The organism is Synergistaceae bacterium (genome assembly GCA_021372895.1).
Classification (GTDB): Bacteria; Synergistota; Synergistia; order Synergistales; family Synergistaceae; genus JAJFTP01.
Genome location: JAJFTP010000078.1, coordinates 35717 through 48219, shown reverse-complemented (window position 1 = coordinate 48219; position 12503 = coordinate 35717). Strand labels below are relative to the sequence as shown.

At 51.6% G+C, this 12503-nt stretch carries 10 protein-coding genes and 1 riboswitch; of the genes, 4 read left to right on the top strand and 6 right to left on the bottom strand.

All coding sequences use genetic code 11. The features are described from left to right. Window positions 1-91: 91 nt before the first annotated feature. The 4 genes from LLF78_07120 to LLF78_07105 all read left to right on the top strand — a co-directional run bounded on the left by LLF78_07120 (window position 92) and on the right by LLF78_07105 (window position 4519). The gene (locus LLF78_07120; GenBank protein ID MCE5202265.1) at window positions 92-904 is read left to right on the top strand and encodes an electron transfer flavoprotein subunit beta/FixA family protein; all 813 of its coding nucleotides are present in this window, start codon (window positions 92-94) and stop codon (window positions 902-904) included. Continuing rightward, entirely contained in the window at window positions 901-1908 is a 1008-nt protein-coding gene (locus LLF78_07115; protein ID MCE5202264.1) for an electron transfer flavoprotein subunit alpha/FixB family protein, read from the top strand. The genes LLF78_07120 and LLF78_07115 overlap by 4 nt, the downstream gene beginning before the upstream one ends. Then, window positions 1905-3335 (top strand): FAD-binding oxidoreductase, encoded by a 1431-nt coding sequence (locus LLF78_07110; GenBank protein MCE5202263.1) that lies wholly within the window; start codon window positions 1905-1907, stop codon window positions 3333-3335. Before LLF78_07115 ends, LLF78_07110 begins: the two co-directional genes overlap by 4 nt. A 401-nt stretch (window positions 3336-3736) precedes the next feature. Next, window positions 3737-4519, top strand: a complete 783-nt coding sequence (locus tag LLF78_07105) for a MetQ/NlpA family ABC transporter substrate-binding protein (protein ID MCE5202262.1) — start codon at window positions 3737-3739, stop codon at window positions 4517-4519. Between the two features lie 164 nt (window positions 4520-4683). On the opposite strand, the gene LLF78_07100 is transcribed toward LLF78_07105, so the two are convergent. From LLF78_07100 to LLF78_07075, 6 genes are all read right to left on the bottom strand, one after another. Then, window positions 4684-5847, bottom strand: coding sequence for a glycine reductase (locus LLF78_07100; protein ID MCE5202261.1), 1164 nt, complete (start codon window positions 5845-5847; stop codon window positions 4684-4686). 12 nt (window positions 5848-5859) lie between these two features. Next, entirely contained in the window at window positions 5860-7398 is a 1539-nt protein-coding gene (locus LLF78_07095; GenBank protein ID MCE5202260.1) for a DUF5940 domain-containing protein, read from the bottom strand. A gap of 277 nt (window positions 7399-7675) precedes the next feature. Continuing rightward, entirely contained in the window at window positions 7676-8977 is a 1302-nt protein-coding gene (grdB, locus tag LLF78_07090) for a glycine reductase complex selenoprotein B (GenBank protein MCE5202259.1), read from the bottom strand. A 13-nt stretch (window positions 8978-8990) separates the two neighbouring features. Beyond that, window positions 8991-10286 (bottom strand): glycine/sarcosine/betaine reductase component B subunit, encoded by a 1296-nt coding sequence (locus LLF78_07085; protein ID MCE5202258.1) that lies wholly within the window; start codon window positions 10284-10286, stop codon window positions 8991-8993. 90 nt (window positions 10287-10376) lie between these two features. Continuing rightward, window positions 10377-10808 (bottom strand): GrdX family protein, encoded by a 432-nt coding sequence (locus tag LLF78_07080; GenBank protein ID MCE5202257.1) that lies wholly within the window; start codon window positions 10806-10808, stop codon window positions 10377-10379. Window positions 10809-10898: 90 nt separating this feature from the next. Then, window positions 10899-10999: riboswitch (glycine riboswitch) on the bottom strand. Window positions 11000-11091: 92 nt separating this feature from the next. Then, window positions 11092-12426: a sodium-dependent transporter gene (locus LLF78_07075; protein MCE5202256.1), complete on the bottom strand. Its 1335-nt coding sequence runs from the start codon at window positions 12424-12426 to the stop codon at window positions 11092-11094. Between the last annotated feature and the right edge of the window lie 77 nt (window positions 12427-12503).

The following is a 12503-nucleotide window of genomic DNA, read 5'->3' as shown; positions in this document are numbered from 1 at the left end:
TTGTTCTTCTGGCCTATATCTCTTTTTTGTGGTAAAAAGTAACGATACGAGGATAACATTACACAAACGGCTCAGCAGAGGGGGATTTTATTTGCGGATCGCAGTGCTTGTGAAACAGGTACCGGCAGTGGACACGGTAAAAATCGACGAAACAACAGGAACAATGCTCCGCGACGGAGTTGAGGCTGAGCTTAATCCGCTCGACCTTCATGCGGTAGAGGCAGCCATCAGGATAAAGGAAAGCCGCCATGATGGAGAAACTGAGATAACAGCCATCACAATGGGGCCCCCTCAGGCTAAAAAGGCTGCGGAGTATGCTATAGCCATGGGATGTGACCGGGGAGTCCTGTTATCTGATAAAAGGTTCGGAGGAGCCGACACACTCGCAACATCTCGTACGCTTGCAAAAATACTGGAAAAACTAGGCCCGTTCGACCTGATCTTCGCGGGAGAAAGGGCGACTGACGGAGAGACCGGACAGGTCGGACCGGCGACTGCCGAATTTTTAAAAATACCGGCGCTGACATACGTCAGTAAAATAGAAAATATAACAGAAGATACGATAAGAGTGGTCCGTTCCGTAGAAGGCGGGCATGAGACTGTCGGGACATCGCTCCCTGCATTCGTGATCGCAGTAAAAGAGATGAACGTCCCTCGCCTCTGCACACTTGGTGGGAAAATCCGCGCAAAGAATACTGAGATCCCGGTTTTTTCTGCGGATGACGTCGGACTTGCTGCCGGAGAGACCGGACTGAACGGATCTGCGACACAGGTCGTGAACATCATGTATCCAAAGGTAACAAGGCAGGGACGCAGGATCACGGCGGCAGGACACCTTGATGAAGCACTCGATGAAATCATCTCTCTGCTGCAAGAAAAAAACTGCATGGAGGTGTCCGGATGAAAAAAATCACCGGTGAAGTCTGGACACTTGCCGAGATCCGCCGCGGGAAAATCCATCCTGTATCAACGGAGCTGATGGCATGGGGACGCGAGCTTGCCGATGATCTCGGCGCCCCGCTTGCAAGCCTGCTCATAGGAGACGGCATAAAAGAATCCGCCAAAGAACTCATCCGGGCCGGAGCAGACCGAGTTTACGTCCTCGACAGTCCGGAGTTTGACAACTTCCACGCTGACATCATGGTAAATGCCATTGAAAAACTAGTAAATGAGTACCGTCCATCGATACTTATCGCCTCCGCTACGACACGCGGAAGGACAGTTATGCCGATGCTGAGCGCAAGGCTCTGCTGCGGACTGACCGCGGACTGCACCGAGCTATCCATAGACACTGGGACAAGGCGGCTTATACAGACGCGCCCCGCAATCGGGGGCAACGTCATGGCAGATATAAAGACCAGGGGTAACGATCCGCAGATGTGCACCGTGCGGCCGAAGTCTAAACGGCCCCTCACCCCTGACGCGTCGCGATACGGTGATATAATCACTGTCACTGCCCCGGAGGACGGCCTTGTTTCGATGCTTAAATATATAGGATTCGAAAAGGAACGCTCAGTCGGACTTCCGCTCCAGGAAGCGGAGATAATCATATCAGGCGGCAAAGGAATGAAAAATGCTAAGAATTTCGGAAAACTTGAGGAACTTGCACTGCTTCTCGGGGGCACTGTAGGCGCGTCGCGCATGGCAGTCGACCTTGGCTGGGCTCCCTACTCGGCGCAGGTGGGACTCAGCGGCAAATCCGTCACACCGCGCATCTACATGGCATTCGGCATATCCGGCGCCGTGCAGCACATCGCCGGCATGTCCGGTGCAGAGACCATCATAGCTATAAATCAGGATCCTGAAGCTCCGATATTCCGTGTCGCCGACCTCAGCATACAGGGAGATGCTATGGAGATACTGACAAACCTCATAAACACCATAAAAGAACGGAAGGGCATCCGATGATGGAGCCCTACGGAAAACTGACAGGCGAAATCTGCGAAGAGCTTAGGTCAGCTCTGGACTCCGGCGGATTTATAACAGACGATGCGGATGTTCTCGATAACTACGCATGGGACCAGGCAGGACGAATGTGGGGACACATGCCTGAGGCCGTGGTCCGTCCTGAAAACACCGGACAGGTCAGCGAAATCATGAAGATCGCAAGCCGTTACCGCATACCTGTCACTCCTCGCGGCGCAGGCAGCGGACTTAACGGAGGAGCTGTTCCGGTTGCCGGAGGTATCGTCCTGTCGCTTGAACGCATGAACAGGATTTTGGAGATCGACACTATCAACAGAGTGGCGGTCGCAGAACCGGGCGTCATAACGAATGACCTCTGCCGTGCGGCCGCTGAGAAGGGATTACTGTACGCAGGCTACCCTATGAGCACTGAGACAAGCTTCATAGGAGGCAACTTCGCAACGAACGCAGGCGGCGGCAAGGTCATCCGCTACGGCAACACCCGCCGCCACGTCCTTGGTGCGGAGGTCGTCCTGCCTTCCGGCGAGGTACTGGATCTCGGCGGACGCTTCAGAAAGGATACATGGGGCTACAGCATTCTCAACCTGCTTGCGGGAAGTGAGGGAACTCTCGCAATAACAACAAAGCTTATTGTCAATTTAGAACCCAAACCGGGCAGAACTGTGAACCTTCTCGCCTGTTACCCTGATATAGAGACGCTGGTCGAGAGTGTCGCAAAGGTCATAGGGTCAGGCAGAAAAATCATTTCATGTGAATTCATGGATAAAAACCTGGTGCGGCATACTACAGAATACCTCGGCTGCCGCCTGCCGGAACAGGAACAGAGCGAGGGCTACCTGCTCATACAGGTCGAGGGCGACACTGAGAAACAGCTGGAAGACGGATATGAAACAGTCGGGAAGATATGCCTGGACTGCGGTGCGTTTGAAGTCTTCGTCGCGGAGAACCGCACAGATTCGGCCGCTATGTGGAATGTACGTCAGAACGGGCTCGAAGGCATGAGAGCAAGTGATCCGTATGCATCCAGCTCAGGCGACCTTATGGTGCCTCTGTCGGAGGTGCCGGAAATGATCCGGCGCATAAAACGCATAGGAAGCGAATGGAAACTTGAGATGGGTATAATTGCCCACATAGGCGACGGCAACATCCACCCGATACCCATGAAACCGGAGGGCATGACTCCTGAGCAATGGGCGGTCTACTCGGAGGAATTTTTCACGGCGCTCATCCGCGAAGCTATTGCGCTCGGCGGCGTCGGAAGCGGGGAACACGGGGTGGGGTATGTCAAACAGCATATCCTCATGGAGAGCAAATCTCAGGCTGAACTGGAGGTTATGCAGGGGATCAAGAAAGCTTTTGATCCGCTCAATATTCTGAATCCGGGCAAAATGTTCTCTCCCCTTAAGTAATCACAGCAGACATGAACCCATGCGCCGTTAATTTGCAACCGCTGTGCGTTGGAACACTTCGATTCGCATTATGACGTCGTCCACATTCGATTGACATTTAGCCGATCAAAGGATAATATCTCAGCAGCTTAATAAAAAAACCGGCTCAAAGGGAAGGAGGAAACACCATGAACAATGCCTGTATATTCGAAATGATGTCTATGATAATGTGCGGCAAGGGTGGGTCCTCTCCTGGAACGGCCGGCGTTTGATCAGTCTGTGCCGCATCAGGACCGGGCCCGGTCTTTTGGGCTCGGTCTTTTTTTATCTTTCTGCACATGGGAGGCAGAAGTTTTTCAAATCTTAATATGGTATGCAGTTTTTATCAAAAAATATATCTTATATCTGAGGAGGAAAATACAATGAAAAAAGCAATTATGATCGCAATTCTCGCAGCACTCCTGATTCCGGCCTGTGCCACAGCCGCAGACAAAAAAATCGTGCTTGGAGTAACGCCATTCCCCGCAAAGAACATAGCGCTTGTTGCAAAAGAGGGGCTTAAGAAAGAGGGCTATGAACTTGTAATAAAGGAGTTCACTGACTTCGTGCAGCCCAACTACGCACTGCAGAACAAGGAGCTCGATGCAAACTTCTTCCAGCACATACCGTATCTTGAGTACATGAAGAAAGAAAAGAAACTTGATATCATTCCGCTTATAAAAGTACACATGCTTCCGATAGGTATCTACTCAAAGAAGATAACATCGCTGAAGGACATCAAAAAGGGCGCTGTCGTCGCAGTACCCAACGATCCGACTAACGGTTTCCGCGCCTACAAACTGCTTGAGCGTGAGGGCCTGCTCAAGATGAAGCCGGGCAATCAGCTCACAGCCCGTGACATAGTTGAAAACCCGCTCAAACTGAAAATAATAGAACTTGAAGCGCCGCAGCTGCCGCGCAGCCTTCCCGATACGACGATCTCCGTGATCAACATGAACTTCGCGGTAGATGCCGGCCTTGACCCGGCAAAAGAGGCCCTGGCGCTTGAAGATAAGGATTCTCCTTATGCGGTGGTCCTGGCAGTAAGAAGCGGAGACAAGGACAGTCCAAAAATCAAAGCTCTTGCGAAAGCGTTTAACTCGCCGGAAGTCAAGAAGTACATAAAAGACAATTTATCTTCGAAGGGTGTAGTTCCTGCGTTCTAGACAGTGGCAGATGATTTGCTGTTATTCTCTAATCGAGTTGAGGGCGGTCATTGACCGCCCTCGGTTATTTGAACGTTTTTATACTGCAACTTTATGGCAGCCGTTTGCCGGTCAAAAAGGACTCCGCGTTATTCACAGCAAACCGGCGCACGTTTGACATTTTACTACAGGTATCCGTTCTCTCTGAGTAAAGCTTCAGCTCTTTCAACGTTCTTTGCTGCCATCTTTATTACCGGGCCGGTGCAGCCCATTGAGGACTCTGCATAGATACCGGCTTTCCAGAGGAACCTGACGGCGGTCTCTATCTCAAGGACATCTATGCCGTGGAGTTCCTCGTCGGTGGGCTCTGCGGGAGGAGCTTTGACATCCTCCGCCTCATCCTCTTTTTTAGGCTGCAGCGATTCGATAATTTCAACGAGCCCCGCTTTTTTTGCTGACTCAAGCTCGGCGACAACTATTGCGGGCAGGTTGTTCCTGACACACCTCGCGTTCAGCGAAAGCGCGCCTGCTATGACAGGAGCTCCGGATGCACGGGATATGATCGAGACGACCTTGTCCCAGCCCTCGCCCGCCGACGGACCGTAGCCCCAGCCAAGAGCTTCATAGTCTCCGCCGGTATTCCATGCCGCGAAGAGTTTCATCAGCACGTTGCCGGTAAGCGTGTCGGTCACGCAGACGTCGACCGCACCGGCCAGCAGGTCGTTCCCCCGCAGTATCGCTCCCCCGTCCTTGCGGATGCTGGTTCCAAAGTTGATTTTGTAGCCGCCCGCACTGAGTTTCTGCAGCGCACGGATGACTGTCTGCGCCCCGTCGAGGTTAAGTATCCCGACTGTGGGGTCAGCAATTCCGTCTGCCTTGGCGGCAGCAATCCCGTATATTGCATTGCGCAGCATAGCATCGACGCGATTTGCCGATGACGCCCCGGTAGACGAGGCGATAAAGCAGGGCTTTGCCCTTGCCGGCGTAAGCACCTTGCCTATGGTCGTCACGCCGAGCGGGAATGGGTAGTGAAGGGCCACAGCACCGGCTATCATGCCATTATCAAGCGCTTTTTCCATCGCGTGTGCGATGTCGGCATCGCAGGCCGGCGTTTCTATCCACTCCATGTCATCATAGCCGCCAACCTTAGGGCCTATTAGCACAACCCTGAGGTAAGGGTCATTATTCATTGCAAGACACGCACCCCTCAGCAGTTCTTCGCTGCCGAGCTCGCTGCCGTACGCCATGAGTCCGACCCTGATCTTTTTACCTCCGCCGCCCTTTGCCTCTTCTATTATCTCGGAGAGTACTTCTCCTATGATCCGCTTAGTCTCTGTTTTGTCTGCCATGGCAATCACCCGTTACTGCTTCAGACCGCCGGCAAGTTCTCCGAGGGCATCAAGTATGAGTTCGCGGACCTCTTCGCGTGTAACTCCGCCGGCAGCTTCCGCCTTTATGGGCGCAGGCTTCTCAATGAGGAAAGATGCTCCGTCGGCAAGGTTCGTAAGTCTTCCGAGGAACAGGCTTCCCTTGCCAATGATCATGGCCCTGTTCATTTTACCTGCCATTATGGCGTCGGCAGCGTGTCCCATAAATGGAACGCCTGAGGGAATATGCCCCTGTGTATGGGCAAAACCGATCATTCCGTGTTTTTTGATGAAACTCATCATATCGGTCTTTTCTATCTGCTTCTTCATGACAGCCAGAGCCGCTATCATTTTGTAGTTTGCTTCAGGAACATTGCCCGCCCCGGCCGGAAGTGTTATCTCCGGATTGTGTAGTTCGGGTGCGTATTTGTCAACGTCTGTGAAGGTAAGCCCAACTTTCTGGAGCGGCTCCCATGTAAGGACGCTTGTCACTGTCTGCGGGGAAGCTCCGGCACCGACAGTATGCTTGCCTATGGTGTCAAGGCGTATCACAGGAAGGGTCCCGTCATCAGGAACTATGAGCACGCCGAAAGAACCAAGGCAGTTTTCAAGCGCGGGAAGGCCTTTTTTAACATGGTCCCGGCTGTTCATGTAGAGCTTGGGGATCGCTCCTCCGGCTATGATCGCTACGTTCTTCCTTGCACCGGCAGCCACCATGGACGCTCCGGCAAGCACAGCATTAACTGGCCCCGCACAGAAGCCGCGGATATCGCATCCTGACGAGTTAACACAACCTGCTATCTCAGCGATCGCTTTCGCGAAATTGCCGCCTCCGCGCTGGTTCATGTCGCCGGCTGCCTCTTCGGAGCATTCTATTACAAAATCAATGTCCTCCGGTTTTAATCCGCTGTTTTTTATGAGGTGCAGCAGTGAAAGGACCGCGCTTGCCTTGGATGTCATATTGACAAGAAGTTCGTAGGCGGTAAGGTTGGGGTCAAATTCATGGCCGCGTCTGCTGCATCCTGAAATTTTGCCGTCAACATACAGGGGAAGCGCCCCTGATTCTGCGACTTCATGCTCTATCTCCGCCATGTCGTGGCCGGCTTCAAGACGCACAAGTATATCATCTCTCATGAGTGGGTGCCCGGCCAGCTTTTCCCTGACAGATGCTGCGAAGCTTTTCTCAAGCCACACAAGGTCAAACACATCGCATATATCGATAAATCCTATCGTTTCATCCTCAGGCATGATTTCACCGTATCTGCCGTAGCGCTTCGCCTCGGGTTCAAGGTTGACATACCATGGATGCTGTCTGGCTTCAAATTCATCGATCTCCATAGCTCCTATGTATGTGAGGTTCGGCGCATACCTCGCCGCTGAATCATAGTCCTGTACATATTTCGGCAACTCAGCAAGATAGTCTGAATCAGGGTGCGTCTCCCGCTCAATAAACGGGGTATTCCCGTAACGGAGTGCAAGTTCCGTGGTATGGTTCAACGAATAAGCTGTAGCTTTGATTGCTGCATTGGGCATTGTGGTCGTCCTCTCTGTATTTAATTAATATCATGCCTGATACAGGCCGTTGTTTCCAATTTTATTATCCCATTAAAGTAAATGCCGAGCAATTATGCAAGGGCAGGTTATCCATCAGCATTTGAATAAATTTTAATGGGTCAGCGGACAAAAATTCCCTCGTAACAGGTTATCGCTCCCCGCTGAATAATACATAGGGTGCCGCATATCTGGATTAAAAAAAGACCGCCGGGCGACCGCCAAGCCATAACCCAGCGATCGCCCTGTTTTTTATTCCTTAGAACACTGTCTGTTCGGATATAGGGGTCTGCAGCGCCTTAAGTGCCTTTTCAAGAATTGCACGGCGGATAACTTTCTCCTCCTCCGGTGTCTTCGTAGGATCACCGAGGGGATGCGGTATTGCCACTGCCGGAACTATTCTGTTTGCTCCGACTGTCTGTGAGATAGGTACTATTGTGCAAATGTGCACCACTGGGATCCCAAAGCTTTCTATTGACTTCACCATCGTTGCTCCGCAACGAGTGCAGGTTCCTCAGGTGGAGGTCAGTATCACGCCGTCAACCCCGTCTTTTTTCATTTTCTCCCCGATCTCGGTCCCGAACTTCTTCGCATTCGCAACGGGGGTCCCGTTTCCTACGGTAGTTGAGAAATAGTCGTAAAGTTTTTTGAATTCCCCTGCTTTTTCCATATCTCTGAGCACATCTATCGGAAGGACTCTGTTTGGATCTATGTTGGCATACGTCGGGTCATATCCGCCGTGCGCAGTGGCATAGGCTACCGCGTCAGCACTCTGAACTCCGGCGATGCTGTAAGTGCCAAACTTCGTCGCGCTTGAGGCCTCGATATGGTCGGGGTTGCCCTTTGGAACGATCCCGCCGGATGTGACAAGCGCTATTGTAGCGTTCTTCATATCCTTTATCGGCTCCGCAGGGGCGACCCTGTCGAAGTGCGGCATCGGGTATTCCGTCTTGAACGTCTCGCCCTTAAGCTTCTTGACAAGCATATCAACGGCACGTTCAGCACCGGGAACATCATAGAAGCAGTTTACACGCACCCCGCGCTCCATATAGCCGTCTTCGGCGGGACTGCCGATTGATCCGGTCTTGAGCGCCTTCAGAAGAAATTTTGCCATGGCGGACACAGCGTCTTTAATGCCGCGAGCACTGTCCGAAGTCTCAATGATGTAAACTGTCTTGCGGAACATATCAACGCCTGGGTTCTCATGATACATTCCCGTTACCACAGGTATACCAAGAATCTTCGTTACGGCATCGCAAACCCCTCCGCAGGCCGTTCCGTAACGTCCGGCGTTGAAAGCAGGCCCGGCGATAACGGCATCCGGCTTGAACTCCGATATCATTTTGATCACGGTATCAGTAGCCTTATCCATGTTCTCGGCAAAATATCCGTCACCGCAGATAACTGTCCCGACAATTTCGGCATCCTTGCCGAAAACGGCTTTAAATGCCATGCCGGGCCCCAGGGGACCTGGACGTGACTCAGGCCTGATGCCGGCCTTTTCCTCTCCGCCTATGCCGGCGAAGAACTGGTTGATGTAATGAACTACTCTGTATGTCATAGGTATATCCCTCCTACCAGGTTTCCGCACCGAGCTTATTAAAACCAAGCTCGCATGTAGATCCTGTGATTGCCTGGAGTTCTACTTCGATTGAACCGTCTGCCTTCAGGGAACCGTCGAATCCTCCGGCAATGATGTCAACATAGTCCGTGAAACCGATAATTTTCTCCATCTTAGGGAGATTTATTATCATGTTAGCGTTGCCGACAGAGACCACGGCATCCGCCTCTACCGCCGCATCCGCAAGTGACTGGCTCGCGCCGTCGCGTCCCGCGTACTCATCTGTAATAAGAGTTGTCTTGATTCCGGACTGTTCTGCTATACGGCAGTTCATAATCAAATCCGCGTCAGGGTTGCCAAAACCTTCTTCGCTTATCACCAGACCATCCACGCCGAACATCTTAGCTATTTTGATAGCGTAAGCCGCGCTGCGGCGCTTGTCTGCAAGGGTCACGTTCTCGTTCGTGATTATTGCGCCCACAAAGTTGATATCCTTGCCATGACGCTCATAGAGCGAACGGATGACAGGGTTGTTCTGGTGGGTATACGTGCTGTTTTTGTCACAGGCAGAAACGCAGTTGCCGGAGACTATCGCGCCGTCCATCGTCTCGTTCGGATGGATAATCGTCGGCAGGATCCTTTTCGCGTCTATTCCGTAAACATAAGTGTCATGCAGAAGTCCCTGCGACTGAAGCATGTAGAGATACGCAACCTTGGGAAGCCCGGGGTATGCCTTCATGCTCTCGGCAAATGGGGGGATTTCATAGCTCTTGACCTCATCCGCCGCCGCACCTGCTTCGTATGCGCACTTCGCAAGATAGAGCGCTGTCTTCAGCCCAGCAAGACGGCACGCTTTTTCATAGGCATATACCTCGATGCCTTCCTTGGCCTCAAATACAAGAACGACATTCATTGTCTTAGAGAACGGAGTGTACTCCGAACCCTTGCCGCTCATGTCGACAATGCCCTCCTGGAAACCGACTATGCGGCCGCAGGTTACAACGGCGGCACCATCGAGGACAAAAGTCTTTCCCGAACCGACGGATTCAACGTCGCTTATCATCCCGGGGAATACCTCTCCGCCGCCCTCAACCTTGCAGCGCGGCTCAATGACATCCTTGACGGGAACTATTCTTGTACTCTCTCCCGGACGAGCCATATCCGCATTGACGCTTTTGAATAACTCCGGGTCGTTGACTTGAGACAACAGCTCTTCTTTGGAAACCTGCAGTGTGCCATCCTTCAGAAGCACGGTCCTGTCGCCCCATGCTATGTTCTTTACATGTGCCTTAAGCAGTTCCAGTTTCATGGAATTCCTCCCTTCAAACAGTGTTTCATCTCTGGCATATAACATCCTGGGTCTTATATTCCAGCTACGGGTTTGGTTTTTTTCGACACCTCACCTCCCCGCAGTTCTTTCCATGACAGAACTGAGCATTCCGCACTGGCGGAATGTCTCTTCCATAAGAGTAAAATCAATATATCTGAAATCTCCGTCGATGCGCTCGGAAAACTCCCCAGGCAGCCGCAGAACAGCGGAGTTGCTGTAGGCGGCCATAGCATCCTCTATAAGTTTGAGTGATCCAAACTCGACAGACACTTTATCAGCGCACCTGTCTCTGTATAGGACCAGAGTCCTGTACGGTTGCTGGTTTGGTTTAAAATTTCCATAAAAAGGATTTGAGGCAAGACGCCACCCGGAATGAATCTTGTCCCGCGATACGGTAAGCACTGCAAGAACACTGCCGTCAACCAGTTCCAAATGGCTGACGCATCCCGTCAGACCGGGGTTATTACTGATACAGGAATATGAAAAAGAAGACAAGACCACAGGAACCCCGCCCTTCGGCAAGATACCTCTGTCTTCGTCCTCTTAAAAACGCCCAGCAGCAAATACAGGCCAGAGTCGGTTTCAGAGTACTGTCCGGCAGCAATCCTTATGCCTGAGAGTTTCAACCCTTACGGCCTTGCCCCTTCGGCGTCCTGACGTTCCAACGGCAGGAACTCTCTTGCTGCTTTCATCCAGATGATTATGACAAGTATAACAAGAGCCGCAGTCTTGTCAACTGCGGCCCTAGATCGTTATAGTTAATTCCGGGGATCGATCCTGCAGGTTACCACCTAAGCCCTGTTATGAATATAGCAGCAATACAGACAGGAGCAACTACGCGGCAGATCCAGAGCCATACCATGTACATCGGGAATACTCTCTTCCCGTTATCTGTAATCTCGGCCTTTGCTCCATCAGCCCAGAACCAACCGACAAAAACAGCAATAAAGAGTCCCCCGAGCGGCATGACTACGTTGTTCGTTATAAAGTCAGCAACGTCGAGGAAATCTTTGCCTGCGATCTGCGGGATATGTCCGCCAACTGAAAGTGCCGATGGAATACCAAGGATGGTGATCGCAATTCCCATAACAAGGGCTGACTTTGCACGGCTGAGCTTAAGCTGGTCGATTCCATAGGTAACAACAACTTCAAGAAGGGAGATAGCAGAAGTAAGCGCAGCTATAAAGAGCAACAGAAAGAATGCAAATGAGAAAAGGGCTCCCATCGGCATCTTGGCAAAGACGCTGGGAAGGGTCACAAAGGTAAGTCCTGGTCCCGAACCAGGCTCTATGCCAAACGCAAATGCAGCAGGGAATATCACTAAACCGGCAAGAATCGCTACCGTAGTGTCGAGAAGCACAACCGAACGAGCCGCCGTAGGCAGATATTCCTTATTATCGAGATAACTGCCGTACGTAATCATGCAGCCCATGCCGAGCGACAGAGAGAAGAATCCCTGTCCCAATGCAGCAAGGAGCGCTTCTGCCGTCAGCTTCGAAAAGTCCGGTTTCAGGTAGAATTCGAGACCTGCGCCCGCACCGGGAAGTGTCACAGAACGGACTATAAGAATGAGCAAAATGACAAAAAGAGCCGGCATCAAAACCTTGCAGCTCTTTTCTATCCCTCCGCTGATGCCCTTATATACAATGCCGACAACTATAGCCATTACAAGAATGTGATAGGCGATAGGCTGTATAGGGTCAGATACGAAGGAGCCGAATACATCCCCGGCCTTGCCTGCGCCGGCCAATTCCATGAGACCGCCAAACGATTTGAACATATATGCAACTGCCCATCCTGTAATAACAGCGTAGTATGAAAGAATTACAAAGCCGCAAAAGACTCCCATCCAGCCGACAATAGGCCATGCCCCGCCTCCAAGTTTCCTGAATGACCCCACTGCGTCAAGTTTTGCCTTACGTCCTATTGAAAATTCAGCAATCATAACTGACATCCCAATTACTAAAACAACCGCAAGATATACAAGAACAAAGGCCGCGCCGCCATATTTTCCCGTTATATACGGAAAACGCCAGATGTTGCCAAGGCCAACTGCAGAACCGGCCGCAGCCATTATGAAGCCAAATCTGCTGCCCCATTGATCTCTCTTTTCTGCCATAAAAACCACTCCTCTCAAAATTTGAAACAACAAAAAACAGCAACACCCTAATCATTTAGTGCTTACGTTGTATATCA